This window comes from Chitinophaga hostae, from assembly GCF_018224885.1.
GTDB lineage: Bacteria > Bacteroidota > Bacteroidia > Chitinophagales > Chitinophagaceae > Chitinophaga > Chitinophaga hostae.
On the sequence record NZ_JAGTXB010000003.1, the window covers coordinates 245,359 to 263,137 of the forward strand.

12 protein-coding genes, 1 tRNA gene and 1 pseudogene are annotated in these 17,779 nt (G+C 43.3%); 5 read left to right on the top strand and 9 right to left on the bottom strand.

Features of this window, described 5'->3' with window-relative positions; translation table 11 throughout:
- Window positions 1-7: 7 nt before the first annotated feature.
- The gene (locus tag KE626_RS08155) at window positions 8-4,066 is read right to left on the bottom strand and encodes a DUF5977 domain-containing protein (protein ID WP_211972382.1); all 4,059 of its coding nucleotides are present in this window, start codon (window positions 4,064-4,066) and stop codon (window positions 8-10) included.
- Between the two features lie 31 nt (window positions 4,067-4,097).
- Window positions 4,098-5,516 (bottom strand): hypothetical protein, encoded by a 1,419-nt coding sequence (locus KE626_RS08160; RefSeq protein WP_211972383.1) that lies wholly within the window; start codon window positions 5,514-5,516, stop codon window positions 4,098-4,100.
- Between the two features lie 901 nt (window positions 5,517-6,417).
- Here KE626_RS08160 and KE626_RS08165 point away from each other — a divergent pair.
- Together KE626_RS08165 and KE626_RS35165 are read left to right on the top strand one after the other, a co-directional pair.
- A complete protein-coding gene (locus KE626_RS08165) occupies window positions 6,418-6,621 on the top strand; it encodes a hypothetical protein (RefSeq protein ID WP_211972384.1) in 204 nt (67 codons plus the stop codon).
- A pseudogene (locus KE626_RS35165) lies at window positions 6,572-7,360 on the top strand (recombinase family protein); the annotation flags it as partial. The gene KE626_RS08165 and the pseudogene KE626_RS35165, both read left to right, overlap by 50 nt.
- Before the next feature lie 725 nt (window positions 7,361-8,085).
- Here KE626_RS35165 and KE626_RS08175 read toward each other — a convergent pair.
- Window positions 8,086-8,170 (bottom strand) — tRNA-Ser (locus KE626_RS08175).
- Window positions 8,171-8,360: 190 nt separating this feature from the next.
- Here KE626_RS08175 and KE626_RS08180 point away from each other — a divergent pair.
- Window positions 8,361-8,798 carry an acyl-CoA thioesterase gene (locus tag KE626_RS08180; RefSeq protein ID WP_211972385.1) on the top strand — a complete coding sequence of 146 codons (438 nt, stop codon included), beginning with the start codon at window positions 8,361-8,363 and terminating at the stop codon, window positions 8,796-8,798.
- Here KE626_RS08180 and KE626_RS08185 read toward each other — a convergent pair whose 3' ends face one another.
- The 6 genes from KE626_RS08185 to KE626_RS08210 form a co-directional block, all read right to left on the bottom strand.
- On the bottom strand, window positions 8,799-9,332 hold the full coding sequence (locus KE626_RS08185) for a hypothetical protein (RefSeq protein WP_211972386.1): 534 nt from the start codon (window positions 9,330-9,332) through the stop codon (window positions 8,799-8,801).
- A 251-nt stretch (window positions 9,333-9,583) separates the two neighbouring features.
- Window positions 9,584-9,850, bottom strand: a complete 267-nt coding sequence (locus KE626_RS08190; protein ID WP_211972387.1) for a hypothetical protein — start codon at window positions 9,848-9,850, stop codon at window positions 9,584-9,586.
- Window positions 9,851-9,945: 95 nt separating this feature from the next.
- Window positions 9,946-10,320, bottom strand: coding sequence for a VOC family protein (locus KE626_RS08195; protein WP_249207351.1), 375 nt, complete (start codon window positions 10,318-10,320; stop codon window positions 9,946-9,948).
- Window positions 10,321-10,469: 149 nt separating this feature from the next.
- On the bottom strand, window positions 10,470-11,270 hold the full coding sequence (locus tag KE626_RS08200) for an AraC family transcriptional regulator (protein WP_211972389.1): 801 nt from the start codon (window positions 11,268-11,270) through the stop codon (window positions 10,470-10,472).
- A gap of 14 nt (window positions 11,271-11,284) precedes the next feature.
- The gene (locus KE626_RS08205) at window positions 11,285-12,055 is read right to left on the bottom strand and encodes a GLPGLI family protein (protein WP_211972390.1); all 771 of its coding nucleotides are present in this window, start codon (window positions 12,053-12,055) and stop codon (window positions 11,285-11,287) included.
- A 7-nt stretch (window positions 12,056-12,062) separates the two neighbouring features.
- The gene (locus KE626_RS08210) at window positions 12,063-14,837 is read right to left on the bottom strand and encodes an outer membrane beta-barrel protein (RefSeq protein WP_211972391.1); all 2,775 of its coding nucleotides are present in this window, start codon (window positions 14,835-14,837) and stop codon (window positions 12,063-12,065) included.
- A 222-nt stretch (window positions 14,838-15,059) separates the two neighbouring features.
- Here KE626_RS08210 and KE626_RS08215 point away from each other — a divergent pair, with 222 nt between their 5' ends.
- Together KE626_RS08215 and KE626_RS08220 are read left to right on the top strand one after the other, a co-directional pair.
- Window positions 15,060-16,778 carry an IlvD/Edd family dehydratase gene (locus tag KE626_RS08215; protein ID WP_211972392.1) on the top strand — a complete coding sequence of 573 codons (1,719 nt, stop codon included), beginning with the start codon at window positions 15,060-15,062 and terminating at the stop codon, window positions 16,776-16,778.
- 27 nt (window positions 16,779-16,805) lie between these two features.
- Window positions 16,806-17,564 (top strand): SDR family NAD(P)-dependent oxidoreductase, encoded by a 759-nt coding sequence (locus KE626_RS08220; protein ID WP_211972393.1) that lies wholly within the window; start codon window positions 16,806-16,808, stop codon window positions 17,562-17,564.
- Window positions 17,565-17,779: the final 215 nt, after the last annotated feature.

Below are 17,779 nucleotides of genomic sequence, written 5' to 3' on the forward strand. Positions count from 1 at the left end.
ACGAGATTTACGGACAGTTTACATAAGCACCGAGAACTGCCGCAGAGTGAGTGCCATCGGGATAGCTATACCAGTAGGCTGCCCTGCAACGGGCTCCCCCTTCAACTTCCTGTACAAAATCTTCTCTCACTCCTGCTACACACTGGCCACCAATCTCCTTACGCAATGGCCCGACGCATACACATCCTCCCGATTGATCAGCATTCTTCTGACCATTCTTTACCACATCTTGCATGGCCAAAACATTTGCTGCAGATTGATCATCAGCTGTATAAGTTCCGGCAGCAACGGTGTAGGTATATTGACCTGGGGTATATCCTGGTCCACAATTAGCGGTAAAAGTCTGGGAGATAGCAATATTCCCATAAGATTTACCCCCGCAGTCTTCTGGTTGGCCGGCGTAGTTGTAACAAAACCGTTGAAGGATATTACCGTCCTGGTCCCGGATAAAGCTTGGCCTACCCTGGTAGTCATATTCCCGAAAAATAGTATTTCCATTCAAGTCACTTTCGGACGTAGGGCCAAACACTGGATCATAGGTAACAGTTGATATGACTGCATCTACCGGATAAATCCTCACTTCATCTATGGCGTCTCCATCTGATAAGGTCATAGCGTTAGTATATGGCTTGGCATTATATAGCCATTTTCCACCAGACAAATAGCGATAATCTACTCGATAACTTCGCGAATTGGGGATAGTAAATGTCGTAGTATAGTCACCTAACTTACATCCATTGCCGGCATATGGCTTTATAGTTCCGGTATAAGGTGAATCCTCAAACCCTTCGTAGCTAAATTCAGTAGTGGTATTAGCCCCTGGGTCAATAAAGTAGGTATATCCCAACTTAAAGGCATTGTATTGGTATTTTTTCTTTGCAGTTAACGTATAGGTTCCCGCAGGAAGATCAGCAAAAAATTTATGTCTTGGGAAAGAATCCGCAAAGCTATTATACGGATCTTCCATCCGGTATACCACATTTACATAACATAAAGTCCCTGAATAATTTCTTACTGGAGAACCACCTGTAAGCGTATAATCAACCAAAGCACCGTCATAGCTTTGATAATCCTCAAGATGCAGATAGATGGTTCCTGGTTGTGATAAAGTGATCGTTGCCGACTGTGTTGAATTATCTGTTACAATCAAACTATTGTTGGTTACTGGACCGGAAACTCCCTTTTTATCAATATGTGCCGCATGTGCATTCTGGATAAAAGCGGTAACCTTTTGTTTCCCTTCACCTGTCTGACCTCCATATCCCCATTTATAGCCGATCTCCATACCATCCGGCTTGAAAGTATGTACAAGATTCCCTTCCCCGTCGAAGTTATTCACCTGCTGTTGTTTGATAAATGCAGGTATCCTATTGAGCGATGCACCAGTAAATGGTCCAGTAACGGTGGCTAACAATGGGGTACCACTCTCCAGAACATGTAATTGCTCTGGTTTAATATCACCATTAGCCTGGAATTTGAATTCAGTTACTGAAGCGCCGGTTAGTTTCTGCCCAGTTGAATTTTTTTGCCAGGTTTCGATAGCAACTGGCATAGAAATCATATTCAGATCACTAAAAGCCTTGTGCACCGGCAAGTTATTGCTGTCATAATCCTTCGGGAAATAGGTAGCGGTTTCAATAGTATCACCTACACTGTTGACGGTATTGACTTTCGAGGGTAGAAGATTTGAAGGATTGTATGTGTAGGAAGTTAACAGCTGGCTAAAATTCCCGGTACTATCGTAATCTTTTCTTGTAATGGAAGAAACACTGGTGCGTCCAAATAATGGGGTATACTGATCAGAATATAGTTCAATAACTGGCGAATAAGATGAAAACGCATATTCAGGACACATCAGGACGGTCTTAGGTTTCCAGGCAACATTGGTATTGCCGGTTACAATTGACTGTGGGCTATAAGAATAAGTGATTTCAGATAAAAGTTTGTTGCTTTTGGAGTATTCCTGTGTAATTTTAGGAAGCCCATAGACCCACGGCAGACACCTGGATTTCTCTGCATAAGGCTGGCTCTGTACTGGAACGGTTATCGGGAAATCATCGGGAGAAGTAAATAGATAAACCATTTTCCCAATATTATTTGTTGTGTCTCCTTCATAGACAACGACCCTTTTATATAAATGTGGTAATTCATTATTCATTGCTGCGTGGTGGCTGAATGTCTGGGTATTCGTGGCAGCCAGTTGACGCAAACTAGGAGATGGGGTCAAAATATCAGTTATAATTGCAGTCACTATCATGAAAAATAGGTTACTTCCAATAAATGATCCGAGCCCCTGTACACCACCAAAGGACCAGGCAGAATATATAACTGGGATGAAATTTGTGGTAAATGCAGTTGTGAAAATAATATTTCCCGCCTTTAAACCACTCCCTGAAGGAGGTAGGACAAAGTTGGTATAATTAACCTCATTATAAATAGGCACCTCATATCCCCAGCCAGATGATGTGCCATCTGCATTTATATATCGGTATTGCTTTATGATTTTCTTTGTAGTGTCCACCATATCATATAGGGTGGTTTTGTTTACGCGAATACCTCCACAAAGCTTTTTTACACCAGCGCTAAGCGCATCATTGTTCTCATATTCATAAAGCAACTTCCCCCCTGTTGGATATTGTACCGACTTGAGCATTCCTACACATGCACCAGGTGATTGAAAAACCTGACGGTTAAACTCAGTTGTCAATAGTTTTATGCTGGATAGACAATCATCAGCAGTATTGTAATTCTGTGCATATAAATGACCATTGGAATATCCCCAGTGGTCCCGCTCCATTAAGGCACGACCAGGCACATAGTGTGTGCCATATTTATTGTAATACGAAAAGGTATACGGGGCATCAGGATAGTTAACTAATCCTGTTTTCTGGACGGTCTTCAAACATAGCCTTGCATACTTCAATTCCTCCGGAGCAAAGGAAAAATCAAATGCCCGCGTAGAATCATTAAAGAAGTATTCATACCCAAATTGATATCCTGATATGACCTTGGAATCATTTTTTACAACGATTTGCTTTAGTGCCTTTTCACCTGGTAGATCAGCTAATTCACCATCATGGTAAATCATAGAAACTACAGTCCTACCATCGGCCATGGTAATATCTGTCAGACGTTTTTTGGTACCTGAGAACCATAGCGGCAAGCTTTGAGCAGCGCTTTTAGTTTGACCATCAATGGTTGAAGTTGTGTAAACTCCTTCATATCCAATTAGGTATTGCAAATGATAGTCGGTATAATTAAAGGTAATCTTATGGCCGGATAGAGGGTCTTTAATTTCTGTTAGGTACCACGATGTTCTGATGGAATAATCGCTGACGTCAAAATATGGAACAGTAACAGATTGTCCAGTTGTTGCGGTCAATTGCCTACCTTTTTTATACTTAATCAAATTGCTTCTATCGCATGCGCTAAATGTATACCTTATCCCGGCTTCATCTGTAATAATAAATTTATTGATGGTGGTAATGACGTTACCATCTGCTGGTACCGCAACTTCTCTTTTTTCTATCTTCAGTTTGGAATTATCCATCGTGAGTAAATGCTGGTCATCAGAAATGATAAACCTACCTGATCTGCCACCGAACTGAAATTCAAAAATATCCTGTTGAAAGTCACGCTGAACATCAAAATCCGGCTGATATTCATCGTCTGGTCCAGTATTTGGAACAAGCGGTACAAAGCCTGCTCTCTTTGAAAGCGGGGCCGTTCGTGGAAAATACGGCACCATAAATCCAGCCCCTTTTTTTATCCCACCATAGGTGCCCTCTACCTGATCATCAGGTTCTCCAATGACATGACGAGTAATTACACCACCGGCTATTAAATTCCAACCTAAACCAACGCTGGATGGAATTTGATTTACCAAAATGCCGCCACCACCAGTATAATCCAGTGAAATATTAAAGGATAATCTACCACCATCCGAGTAATTAAAAATAGGTAGACTAAAATTTGCCTTGCCTGTCGGAAGGTCTACTTGACCTCGAACGGTACTGACCAGGATTAACTGGAATAAGAGAATAAAGGGATAACATTTACGAAGCATAGAATAAAAATTTTATAAAATGACTCTTGTTTTAAAAATTATAACCTGTTCGGAGCTTTATCGGTTCTGTCCTGGGGATATGTTGATTATATAGGAAATCAAACAACACCATTACGTTTCCTTTCAGCTTACTATTGATTTTATACTTTTTGCTGATTCCAAGAAGACCACTTTGAGTCCACTGTTGTCCAATACGAATTGGGATTCCGGTATACTCAGGCTGGTAGTTTTGTTCATAACCACCATTGAGGAAAAATGTCCCTTTCAGTTTCCAGTCGACAAATGAGCGAAGCCCCATACCCTGGCTGGAAAACCGAATGTTATTAAAACCTGTACCTAAACCTAGTTTATAAGATAAACCAATACCTACACTCCCGTTTTTGTGAAACTTATAAGCTACTTGTCCTGCCAGATCGCTGGTTGTAGGAAAAAACTGATTACTGCGCTGAAACTGTATATTACTCCCGAACTCCAATCGTTGTAACAGACTTTTGGATTTCATTTCCTTTGGTTTAAAACCCGGCATTTCACCTGCATCACTTAGGGCTGGGAACTTTTTTTTCAGTTCATCAAATTTACTTTTTGCGGCGTCCATCTGCTGGTTGACTAGAGCTGTGGCATTCGGACCGCTTCCAACCCTTCCTTCAATCATTTGTTCCACCTGTGTTCGCGTTTGTAATCCTGCCTGTAGTTCACTACCGCTCTGAATGTTAAACAGACCCGCCAACATTGAGTTTTTAGCCATAAAGTCATTAAAAGCAGGGATCTTTCGCAACAACTCCATGGCTTTTTGTTCTGCCTTTTTCTGGTCCTTAAGCACTTCCTTATATTCTCTTAGTTGTGCCGAATAATAATAAGCCTCCTTTTTCAATCCCTGCACTTCTTTGGAAAACCCCGTATACTGGCTTAGTTGATCGGTAAGTTGCTTCTTACGTTCACGGATGAAGGCTTTGATCTGTTCCGCATATTCGAGTTTATCTTTAAGAATATCAACTGAACTGATCGTACCGCGCAGTTTTTCACCAATATTTCCAGACTTCCCCAATAAGTTATTAGCCTGGCTTAGATAAGATAGTGACCCGGACAGAGAATCAAGATAAGTACCTCCTGTTTCTGTGTATTTAGCAAGACCTGAAACTTTACCCAACTTACTCTTCATGCTGTGAAGAAGCTTTTGTTCCGTCTTAAAGGAATCGACAAAAATGGACGTTGCCTCTGCGGGATTGGAAACCCGTAGTTTAGCTTTTATTTTCCGCTCAGACTTTAAAAACCGTTCCAGGGTTTTATCCGATGTGTTGGTTATCCGTCTGGAGATTCCATCTGCTTTTCGCTTAACCTGAGACAGATATTTAAGCGAAGTTTTTGGCGAAAGTTGTGTTATCGAATCTTGTGCGTAGGTAGTTTCATTGAACATTAATAGCAGGCACACAAGTGTGATGACAGTTTTCATTGAACGGTCCGTTAATTGGTGATTGGAATTGTTATGCGGTCGAAATACAACGGCATAGGAAGCCAACTCTGATCATAGTTAGATCAGAATCCTGTTGAAACAATCACCGCTATAGCATAGAATATTACTCTTTTACTAATAAAAGGTAATTGGTCACTGACAACACATATTCTATTGTACAGGTTATGTTTCCAATTGAAAATCTAGATGCTGTATTAAATGCTAAGTCTTTTGTTGAAATGAAAGAAGTTTCATAGTAAAGGTTTTTGTCAATTTAGTTATACTCTGCTTGTAGGTACACACAATGGAACAGGCATTCTATTGTAAGGGAAAAGATAAAGTATTTAATTTTCCAGGGGTAAAACCAATCTAACGACCAATTACCTATCTATGAGTCCTGCTGTTTATTGCAATAAATCCTAATCAATTTCTAGGGTTTAACAATCCTGGGATTCATTGTTCTCAAACACATTAAACAATCGGCCTACAATATAATGAGCATATTTTAATTTATTGCGTTGTTTCAAAAAATCAGGTATATATACGGCTCAATAAAATTGCGTATTTATACGGTTCATCTAATAGGAGTCAAAACTATACGGTATCCTAATTATTTCTAAAATAAAGGTAAGGAACCTGAACGCATCCTATCTGCGTAAAGAAATCAAAGATCTTTCTTTATAGAAACTCCAGTTTCGCAAGGTTCAACAAACTCAGTTTAACTTATACCTGCTTTAAGCTTGTTAAAACTCATCTCCCCAAAGATATCTTTGACTTTAGACAAGAACGGTCAAATCGTACCATACCACGACATTTCTTTCGACTCAACTTCATTCCCATTTTAAATTTATGAATACCCAAGCAATGTGCAGGTTTATTTAATAAATAAAAGAAGGTAATTATGGAAAATGAGAAGGAAGAAGGTAGAATTCCCAGCATCAACAACATAGATGATTCAATTACAAAAATAAATGACGAATGGGAACAAGAGAAAGAAGAAAAATTAGTAAATTTAATTATACAAATTGTTGTGTCAACAACATTAAAAGAATACTATGAAACGAGCAATAAGATACCTACGATTCAGTCAACTGGGGCAGAGTAACAGCTCTATTGAAAGACAAGAATTATATACAGATCAATGGATGCAATACAATAATGTTGAACTAGTAGATACATTTATTGACCGTGGTAAAAGTGCCCGAACTTTTGATCGTCCCGATTTTATTAAGCTGAAGGAATTTATTAATAAACATTACAAAACGGTAGATTATCTTTTAGTAGACCAATTAGATCGCTTTAGTCGGGATGCAGGAGAGGCAATGAATATGGTTAAACTCCTACAAAAAAAATACAATATTCAAGTAGTTAGTGTCACTGAAGGAATAATATTTGACTATAACACTCCCGGAAGTTTCTTTCGTGCCGGATTACAGTTATTACTTGCTGAAGAGGATAATATAAATCGAAGCATCAAAGTTAAAGGAGGTATTTATACAGCAAAAGCAAAGGAAGGCAGGTTTGTTTTCAAAAATGCACCATTCGGCTACAAGAAGGAAGGTGAACGTAAGGAAAAACATTTGGTTATAAATGAAGCTGAAGCAAAAATTATACGTTTCATTTATGATGCATATCTTAGAAATACACCTTTATATCGTATAAAACAAGAAGCAGAACAGTTGGGATTTACCACTAAAGGTAATATGGCAATTGAACGTGTATTAAAAAATCCAATTTATGCCGGATTACTCAAAGTTGATTCCTATAAGGATTATAAAGGAGGGTTATTTGATGGGATTCACGAACCAATCATTGATATTACTACTTGGAGGATGGTTCAGGAAAAAATAAAAAGGCCTGAAAAGACACGAACAGTAATTGATGAAGAACTTCCTTTGCGAGGCGTTTTAAAATGCCACTGTGGAACTCCAATCTCAGGAGCGCCTTCAAGAGGAAAATCAGGAAAATATTTTTATTATTATAAATGTAAACATTCCAAGCATAACAATATAAGTGCCATCAAAGCCCATGAGCAGCTTTTAAGTGTTTGTGAACTAATGAGCCTTCCCTCTCAGAAAGTTAGGAAAATTAGAACGGAAAGCAAAGCTTCTATCGACAAGGAAATGGAAGGAAACCGTAAAAAGGCAAATGATAAAAAGTTAGAATTACAGCAGGTCGAAGAAAAGCTGTTTTCAGTGGAAGAGAAGTGGATAAAGAATGAAATCAACAAAGATACTTATGAACGCTGGTACTCCATTTACAATGATAATATATTAAACCTAAAAGGAGCAATCGATAGATTGAGTCTTGATCAAAGCCTAGCTTTCAACATTCTGGAAAAGAAATTAGACCTTTTGACAGATATGCGTCATGTATATTCTACCTGTGACACACTAGAAAAACGCGAATTTGTAAATCTGGTGTTCGACAGCAATTTATACTATCAAAATGGTATCTATCGAACACCAACTATGCTGCGTGATCTATCTCATAACCATTTGAAAATGAAAGAAAAAGGTTTGTTGATATTTGAAAAAAAAGAGGGGCTTCTTAATGAAGCCCCTCACAGCGGAGAGTCAGGGATTCGAACCCCGGGACCTGTTACAGTCAACAGTTTTCAAGACTGCCGCAATCGACCGCTCTGCCAACTCTCCAGGCTGCGAAAGTATAAAACGAAATGATGCTAAAAAAATTTGTTTTACTTTTTTTTATTGAAAAAATTCGTTAATACCCCACCCCCTGGTACACCTCCGGCCACCAAAATAGTTTACGTATAGCCGTTATAGATAGAAGATACCGCTTTTACCCCCGGTCGTTTTAAACCACTTTTTCGTAAATTTAAGCATGAACGTATTCTTTGAAGGACCAGTACTATGGTCACAGATAGACGCTAACATGCACCTGCGGCACTCGGCCTACGCCGATTTTGCCGCACAGGCCCGCCTAACCCTGCTGGAGCACGTAGGACTCGACGCCTCCCATTTCGTACAGCTACAGCTGGGGCCTATCCTGTTCCGGGAAGAACTATTCTACCACCGGGAAATTGGCCCCAACGATAAAGTACGGGTCACCTGCGAATTGACCAAATGCCGGGCAGACGCTTCGCGCTGGTCTATCAAACATGAAATTTTCCGCAGCGATGGCACCAAATCAGCTACGGTATTGGTAGACGGCGCATGGATAGATACCCGCAAGCGTAAGCTCACAGGGCTCCCGGCAGACTTGCTCGAAAAATTCAAAGGTATTCCACGCAGCGAAGACTTTGTGGAAGAACCGGTTTGATTATCGGCGTGTAAACGGCTTGCTGTCGCGTATATACTCCTGTTTGTCTGTTTCCAGCTCCCTGATAAATGGCAGCTGGTTTTGCAAATATACCCGGGAAGATTGCTCCAGGTAGTTGTCCAGCTGAAAGAACTTCGCCGCCCGGGTAGCACCCAGCAGCTTGTTCATCCGGCGGAAGTAACGCATCTGTAAACGGCCAAACTCCAGGTCATTGTTAATAAACTGCCTGGTGAGCGAATTCATTTTCCGCTCGTCGATAGACGTAAATTCTTCGTTATACATCTTCAGTAAAGCAATGCGCTCTGTTAACCAGGGCCGTTTTTCGGTTTCATACTCCAGGAAGGCAGTCTGAAAAGCCTGCATTTCTGTTGGAGATATTTTCAACAAATCATCCAGGAGGGCCTCTTTATTCTTGCCAAAGATCTGGGTTACCAGGTCATCATCCTGTGGAACAGTTGCCACTGCAGGCATAGTCTGAGCACTCAGCCGCCAGGCGGCGCCCAGGATCATCAACAAACAGATAAGCTTTTTCATGCATTGAAATTTTAAATTTAATGGCAGCTTCAGCCACAGGCCCAATGCAATCAGGGGGTATAGAACACCGGCTCAATAGGGGTGTATAGGCATTATCGTTATCAAAAGCAGGTGTAGTGCCCACTACATGTATATGGCAGTGAATCTACCGTTCTATATAAACAATCTGCTTCCTTAAATGGTTGTAGTTTCCAAAAAAATGCCCCGGCACGTGAGTACCGGGGCCATCGCTTTTAAAAAATGTGGTGATATCAATTCAAAGATTGATGATTAGCTCCCATAAAGGCTTCATACGCCTCCTTTGTCCAGTGCTGGTAATCCTCCAGGTTTATTCCTAACCGCTCATCACGCGCAACTTCTTTGAATTCCCGGCTATCCCAATAGCCCTTTGCCAACGACTGAATATTCCTGGAAACTACTGCAGTTGCGGTTTCGTAATCAGCTGGATAACTTTTATAGTTACCAATGGCCAATTCCTGAATTTCTTGTTTTACTGCGTCCTTACTTTGCTTTGCCATGGTTAAAATTTTTTAGTTCAGACCAGGTAAAACAAAAATGGTTCCCTTTGATGCCAGCTCCGGGCGTTTTATGATTTCTTTATCTTAAAATTATGTTAACGCGCCGAATAGGTGACAATATCTATCCCCAGCCCATTCGGGTCCTGTATGGCAAAGTGACGGTCCCCCCACGGCTCATCCCGGATATCAATTTTAATGGCCACTCCCCTGGCTTTCAGCTGTTGATATATCTCGTCTACCTTTGCTACCTCAAGAGTCAGATATACGCCTTTCCCATCGAATGCAGTTTTAAACAAAGGTTGCTGCGACGCATGTTCCGGCAGCAAAAAACTGATCTCCGCCCCTTTATCCGGGGTATGCAGCAACAGGTAAAAATCGTTTTCAAAGGTGACCCCAAAGCCCAATGTCTCCGTATAAAATTTTTTACTCTCCGCTAATTTAGCCGTGATAATGCCCGCATTTAGTTTCATTTTGCCAGGTTTTGTTTGTGAATAAAGAGAACATGCAAAAAAAGTGAAAATCACTGATAACAATAGCCGCTTCATGTTGTTGACGATTTACAACAGCAAAGTTATCACCCGCCGGGGCGCCAACATTGTATAAATCGGACAACTTATTTTCAGGAGACCTTTGAAGGGGTCAGGCCGTACAAACGTTTAAATTCCCGGATAAAGTGAGCCTGGTCATAATACCCGGCCTCCAGGTAAGCTCGGCTTTTCAGGATATCGCCAGGCGACCGGAGCAGCTGCTGGAAACGGACTACCTTACTGAATGCTTTGGGGGTATCGCCAATATAAAACTCAAACAACCGGCGCAACTGCCTGGCGCTAATGCCCTGCGGCAGCTCCTTTTCAATACGCACATTGCCTGCTGTACGAAGAATAGTATCAATGGACTCGTATAACCTGCTGTCTGCCGTAATAATTGTTTTTGGGAGAAGACCAAGAAAGTGCGCATCCAGCATCGATTTTATTTCCGATACCGCGGCATGCCCGGGTAGGCCCTCTTTCAAAAACCGGTAACCGGCCGGCGCCACCTCATCAAAATTGGCTGCATGATGCGCCAGCTCTGCAGCATTTACCTTATATAGCAACGGAAACATGCCCGGCAAAAAACGGATACCGACATAGTTAAAAGAGGCAGCCAGCGGGAATTCCGAATAAGCGTCATTAAAACCCATTACAAAAGCATGCGCCGGATCCGCTAATTCGAAAAAGATATCCATACAGCCATCCGCTACTACCCGGTAATGATAGGGCGCTGTGAGGGGATTCTCCGTTTTCAGCTGCCAGTAACAATAAATAAACTCCCGCAGCCTGATATCCGGTAAAAATTCATGATACAACACATCCCCTGCCGGTTCCTTTACACAAGGCTGAACCGGCATATAAAGGGCTCTTATGTTGTGGATTGTTTTCATCAAGCGATATGCAATTATAGCAAAATCGCCTTAATATATGCTTTTCCCCAGTTTCCCCATTTGCCGATACTTTTGGCAAGGGCCTCATTCAGCGCTTTTATATCTACCGGTTTTCCTTTTACCGGCGGCTTCATCGCATCTTCCTTTATATCATCTACCAATACCTTGGTGGCAAACCAGGTAATATGCTCATGCGGCAAGGCCACGCCCAGGATCATTCCCGGCAGCCCGCCGAACGACTCCGGCCCTCCGGGTGTAATGATAGCATCCGTATAAAAAGCCACCACATAAATGGAATCCATGATGATGGCGTTGGCCCGGCGACAATCAAAACCGGCTATTTTGCGGGTTTCGTCCGTAATTTTCCAGCGGATGCTGCGGATCGAATCCTTTACCACAAACAGCTGTTCAAATACCTTCTTCTGCGAAACGCTCTGCATACTGTCTAACCGCGAGTACACCACGTTTTGTTCTGCCGGTGCTTCTCCCCAGAACGGGTTCTTATTCTCCGACGGGCTCTCTTTTCCAGGCTTATACAACGTGGTGTTATTGGCAAAAGAATAATCAAAATAGGTCACCTGGTATTGATCCGTCCCCTTTTTCAGCATGTCTGTCCAGGAATCCTCCTCTCCGCCCGACATCTGCTTCATCCGGGCATGCACATTCAAACGCTTCTCATATTCAATGCGCCCGTGATCCAGGAAAATGGTATGCTGCGCCTGTGTACCAATAGCAAACAGGAACAGGACCAGGAGAAAGCACAGTTTTTTTCCAATATGTTGCATAAAACAGCTATTCTTTTGGCGCTGCGGCGCCCAGTTTGTTAAAATTCCAGATAAAAGACAACATGCCGTAGCGACCAATAGTGGTACGTGTTGTTTGGGTAATGGTATTCGTTTCCACAGATCTGTCGAATCCTATGTTCTGATTCAATACGTCATTCATAGATAAGTTTACCTGCACCAACTCCTTCTTACCAAATTTCTTCGCAACATAAGCATTGATAATGGCTGCATTGTTATTAGTGGTAAATACAGGCGTCTTCTGACGGATCATATAATTCATATCGCCATGCAATTGTATTTTCAGCGGCAGGTAAAGATCCATACTGGGATTGATATTATACGTCCAGTAGTTGGTACGAAGATTACTTTGTACTGATGAAACGCTGGTATTATAGTCTGCGCTCATATCCAGGTATACCTGGTATTTCTTTTCCTTGTCCTTCGCAGCATTGAGGCCAAGCCCCACATTATTGGAGCGGGTTACGTTGTACTGATCGTTCACATAATTGATATTCCGGTTAATACTGCCCCTCAGGTTTCCGCCCAGTCTCATATCCAATGGCACTACTTTCCAGCCGAAATAAGAATAAAACCTGGCATTACTGTTACCATTCACGTTCACTGCCTGGGTTGTTCTTTTACCTGACGGATCCAGGTAACTCCGGCTACTGATACCATTAGAGGTGGTCTGATAGTTTAAAGACATCCAGATACTCCTGTTGGTCATTACCTTATAATCAGAAAAATTAAGATTAAAATTACTGCTGAATGCAGGCTTCAGGTTAGGGTTACCAATTACCACGTTCACCGGGTCATCATTTACCAGGATCGGTTGCAACTGGTTAATATTAGGCTGTTGCGTGTAGCCGTTATAGTCAAACGACAAACGGCGCTGCTGCGTAAAGTTATACCGGAAAACCGCCCTGGGATACCAGTTCACAAAATTCCGTGTTCTCATGGTATCCCTGAACACATCGCTCTGATGAAAGCTGGTAAGTCCTACATTACCACCGAGGTTAATTCGCAGTTTCTTTTTCGTGTACCCATAACTGATACCTCCCTTATGGGTAAGTATATTAAAGGCATAGTCATTACTGTAAAGCGAATCCAGCGATGCGTATTTTCCATCTGCGTTCCGGTTGTAAGAGTTCCTGTTGGAGTGGTTATTGGTGACTACTACGCCATAGTTCACTAACAGCGACGATGACTTCGACAACGGTTCTGTATACGCAAGATTACTGTTGATCTCTATTCGTTCATTGTTAGTGGTTTTACGCTGATCAATCTTTTGAACAGAATCTACCTGCCCCATTTTATAAAAATTGGTGACAGCGTCGAGGAGACCTTCTCCATTAGTACGGCTATAGTTTTCGGCCACTGACAATGAAATGGTGCGGCCTTTCTTCTTCAATTTCTTGCGCCATAGCAGGCTCGCATTAAACCCTCCGATATCCGATACGGAAGAGGTTTTCCGCTGGTTGTTATTCACGAGGTCTGTTCCTTTCAAGCGCTCCAACTGGTTGAAGGCACCGGATGTTTTATGATCCAGGCTGCCATCCACCTTCAGTTTGATCGAAGAACTGGAATCAATCTGGTTTTCATAGCTGCCGCTAAGCCGGTTACGGAAAATATTGTTCTGGAAGTTCTCCCTGGAATTATCATAATACACGGTGTCCTGCAATATGTTTTGCGACTCGGTATGTGTGCTTCCATCTACAAATAACTTCATGATCTTATAGTTGGCATTCAGGTTTTGCTGATCCCGGTCCCACTTATTACTATAATTCAAGCCACTGGTTTGTACCAGCGGATAACCCTGGCCCTGGTAACGCCCGTCCCAGCCATCCAGGTCATCCCCCTGGCTGTAGAACACCATATCCCCGTCATCACTCATCGACATTTCACCACCGCCGGAGCCAAACTTCTCCCGGTCGCCCCAGTTAAGACCAATCTTCCCCGTATTGGATATAATACCATATGCCGATATTTTCTGCTTCCCCCTGAATACATTGATCATGGCTTCATTATTATGAAAGCCCTTATCTCCGGCCCCCAGCGCCACTTTCCCGAAAAAACCCCGCTTCTTATCTTCCTTCAGTTGAATATTGATCGTTTTACTTTTCTCACCATCATCAATACCCGTAAACACTGCCTGGTCGCTTTTCTTATCATATAGCTGCACCTTGTCCACCATATCGGCCCGGAGGTTTTTGGTGACCAGTGTGGGATCATCTCCAAAAAATTCCTCTCCATCTACCAATACCTTTTTTACGGATTCTCCCTGCGCAGTGATCTGCCCTTTGCTGTCTACCTGTATGCCCGGCAGCTTCTTCAGCAGGTCTTCCACCGAGGCATTAGCCTCTGTTTTAAAGCTGCCGGCATTGAATTCCGTGGTATCCCCCTTCATTTTAATGGCAGCCACCTTTTGTTGTATCACCACTTCCTGTAATAACCTGGATCGCTGGGTCAGCATAATTTTACCAAGCTGTATCACCGAAGTATCTGATAACGTTAACGGGTCTACGTAATCTGCAAAGGCAGGATAACTAATCAAGAGCAGGTACTTACCGGCAGGAACATGATTTATTTCAAAATGCCCCTTTTCATCGCTTCGGACAAACTTTGCCAATACAGAATCTTTTGCATGAAGCAGGGCTACAACCGTGTGTGACAGTGGAACGCGGTTAAGTGTGTCTACCACACTTCCTTTTACGACAGCTTGTTGTGCCAGACAGAACTGCGCAAAGAGTATGCAAAGGACAACTCCAAATAGTTTTTTCATTGTTTGGTATTACAGGTTGTTGTGTACAGATGCAACGGGGATAAAATTCCACAATAAAATCTGAACTTTTGTGAAGCCGTGTGATAAACATCTGTTAAATAACAGCCTATTTATCATGTAGGGAAAGGGGAGATTCAAAAAATAGCGTTGCATGACAACTTCAAAATCTGTACATTTCAAAGTCTGTAAATAATTGTATCTTATTTTATATCCATTCCCGTTATGAAGCAGGAACATTCACTGAGAAGCAGTCATTGGTTTGCCCGGGGCGGCAAAGATGGTTTTATTTATCGTGCCTGGTTAAAAAAGCAGGGCATCCCATCGCATGAACTGGAAGGCAAACCGGTCATCGGCATTTGTAATACCTGGTCAGAACTCACACCCTGCAATTCACATTTCAGGGAACTGGCGGAAGCTGTAAAGCGCGGCGTACTGGAAGCAGGAGGCTATCCACTTGAATTCCCGGTAATGTCGCTGGGGGAAACGCTGATTAAACCTACCGCTATGCTATACCGTAACCTGGTAAGCATGGATGTGGAAGAATCTATCCGCGCCAATCCACTGGATGGCGTAGTATTACTATGCGGTTGTGACAAAACCACACCTGCCCTGGTAATGGGCGCCTGCAGCGTTAACATCCCCACCATCGTTGTTTCCGGCGGCGCTATGCTCACCGGCCGCCACAGGGGCCATAGTATCGGCACCAGTGATATATGGAGATTTAGTGAAGATGTAAGGGCCGGCCGTATGACCAACGAAGAACTGATGATGGCAGAAGCCGGTATGTGCCGCAGCGACGGCCACTGTGCGGTAATGGGTACTGCCTCCACCATGGCCTGTATGGTAGAATCCCTCGGACTCTCCCTGCCACAGAATGCTGCCATCCCGGCGCCGGATGCTGCCCGTAAAGTGCTGGCACAATTGTCTGGTTCCGAAATAGTGAATATGGTCCGGGAAAACAGGCGCCTGTCGGATATCCTGACCCGGGAGGCCTTCGAAAATGCTATCCGGGTAAATGCCGCCATCGGCGGCTCCACCAACTTCGTGATCCACCTGCTGGCCATCGCCGGCCGTATGGGCGTGGAACTGAACCTGCAGGACATGGATACGTTTTCTGCCGGCATCCCGCTGATCGCCAACCTGCAGCCATCGGGCAGTTATTTTATGGAAGATCTTTACTATGCCGGCGGTCTCCCGGCCATCATCAATATCCTGCTCGATCACCTGCATAAAGATTGTATCACTGCCAACGGAAAAACCATTGGCGCCAACTACGCCAACGCCGTCAGTTATAATAAAGAAGTGATTGCGCCACTCGACAGTCCCTTTAATGCTGTTTCCGGCATTGTGGTATTAAAAGGAAATATCTGTGAGCAAGGCGCTGTAATTAAGCCTTCAGCCGCCAGTCCGCACCTGATGCAGCACAGCGGTAAAGCAGTGGTATTTGAGGATATTGATGACTATAAAAAACGTATCGATGATCCCGCGCTGGACGTCGATGAAAACAGTATACTGGTACTTAAAAATGTAGGCCCCAAAGGCTACCCCGGCATGCCGGAAGTAGGCAACCTGGGATTGCCCGCCAAACTGCTGGCCAAAGGTGTGACCGACATGGTACGCATTTCCGACGGCAGGATGAGCGGTACCGGTTTTGGTACCGTGGTATTACACGTATCGCCGGAAGCCGCCGCCGGTGGCAACCTTGCCATCCTACGCGATGGAGATGTGATTACGCTGGATGTACATAACCGCCGCCTGCATGCCGACATTACCACTGAAGAAATTGCCGCCAGGAAAAAATCCTGGCAGCCGGTATACCCGCAATCTGCCCGTGGTTATGTACAGCTATACCAGCAGCATGTGGAACAGGCGCATCTGGGTGCCGACCTCGACTTCCTCAAAGGAGGCTCCGGCAGCGAAGTAACCAGGGATTCACATTAACTAAACCTTGCAGCAAATATATCCGTTATGCGTTTTGAAAATAAAGTAGCCATCGTTACCGGCGCCGGCCAGGGTATTGGATTTGAAATATGCAAACAATTAGTGCAGCGGGGCGCCATCGTTATATTGAATGATATTGATGACGCAATGGCCAACAACGCAGCCGATCAGATCACCAGCGATAAAGGCATCTGTATCGCTATGCCCGGCGATTCCAGCGATGTTACCTTTATCGGGAAAATGGTTAATACCGCCGTTACCAGGTATGGCAGCATCGATATCATCATCGCCAATGCCGGTATTACCCTGTTTGGCAACTTCTTCACCTATACGCCGGAAGCTTTTACCCGGGTAATGCAGGTAAACCTGGGCGGCACATTTTTTCTCGCCCAAACGGCTGCCAACAAAATGAAACAACAGGAACACGGCGGCGCCATCCTGTTTACTTCCTCGGTAACCGGCCACCAGGCACATAAAGACCTCGCCGCCTACGGTATGAGTAAAGCGGCACTGGAAATGCTCGCAAAAAATTTAGTGATAGAATTGTCGCCGCATAATATTACAGTCAACACCATTGCTCCCGGCGCCACGCTGACCGAACGCACCATGGATGATCCGGCCTATGAAAAAACCTGGGCGGCACTTACACCCATGGGCCGCCCCGCTTCCACCTTGGATATTGCCAACGCCGCCCTTTTCCTGGTATCGGACCTGGCCAGGCATATCACCGGCCAAAGCCTCATCATTGATGGAGGGTGGACAAGCATCAGCCCTTCGCCGTTTTGATACGATTCTTTTTTCCTGCCGGAGGAGTTTTCTTGCCAGGGATTTTTTTCTTGCCCAGGATTAGACTGATTTTAATGATTTATAGGATTTTGTTTTTTTTGATTTTAAAAAGATTTGCGAAGACATAAGCGGATAAAATTCGCCTATATCTTCGCAAATCTTTTTAAAATCAAAAGAATATCAAAAAAAATCTTGCAAATCATTAAAATCAGTCT

Excerpts from the sequence above, each read along its gene's own strand:
- KE626_RS08220 (WP_211972393.1), top strand. The coding sequence starts at position 16,806 with ATGCGTTTTGAAAATAAAGTAGCCATCGTTACCGGCGCCGGCCAGGGT.
- KE626_RS08160 (WP_211972383.1), bottom strand. The coding sequence starts at position 5,516 with ATGAAAACTGTCATCACACTTGTGTGCCTGCTATTAATGTTCAATGAA.
- KE626_RS08205 (WP_211972390.1), bottom strand. The coding sequence starts at position 12,055 with ATGCAACATATTGGAAAAAAACTGTGCTTTCTCCTGGTCCTGTTCCTG.
- KE626_RS08195 (WP_249207351.1), bottom strand. The coding sequence starts at position 10,320 with ATGAAACTAAATGCGGGCATTATCACGGCTAAATTAGCGGAGAGTAAA.
- KE626_RS08215 (WP_211972392.1), top strand. The coding sequence starts at position 15,060 with ATGAAGCAGGAACATTCACTGAGAAGCAGTCATTGGTTTGCCCGGGGC.
- KE626_RS08180 (WP_211972385.1), top strand. The coding sequence starts at position 8,361 with ATGAACGTATTCTTTGAAGGACCAGTACTATGGTCACAGATAGACGCT.
- KE626_RS08200 (WP_211972389.1), bottom strand. The coding sequence starts at position 11,270 with ATGAAAACAATCCACAACATAAGAGCCCTTTATATGCCGGTTCAGCCT.
- KE626_RS08155 (WP_211972382.1), bottom strand. The coding sequence starts at position 4,066 with ATGCTTCGTAAATGTTATCCCTTTATTCTCTTATTCCAGTTAATCCTG.
- KE626_RS08185 (WP_211972386.1), bottom strand. The coding sequence starts at position 9,332 with ATGAAAAAGCTTATCTGTTTGTTGATGATCCTGGGCGCCGCCTGGCGG.
- KE626_RS08190 (WP_211972387.1), bottom strand. The coding sequence starts at position 9,850 with ATGGCAAAGCAAAGTAAGGACGCAGTAAAACAAGAAATTCAGGAATTG.
- KE626_RS08210 (WP_211972391.1), bottom strand. The coding sequence starts at position 14,837 with ATGAAAAAACTATTTGGAGTTGTCCTTTGCATACTCTTTGCGCAGTTC.
- KE626_RS08165 (WP_211972384.1), top strand. The coding sequence starts at position 6,418 with ATGGAAAATGAGAAGGAAGAAGGTAGAATTCCCAGCATCAACAACATA.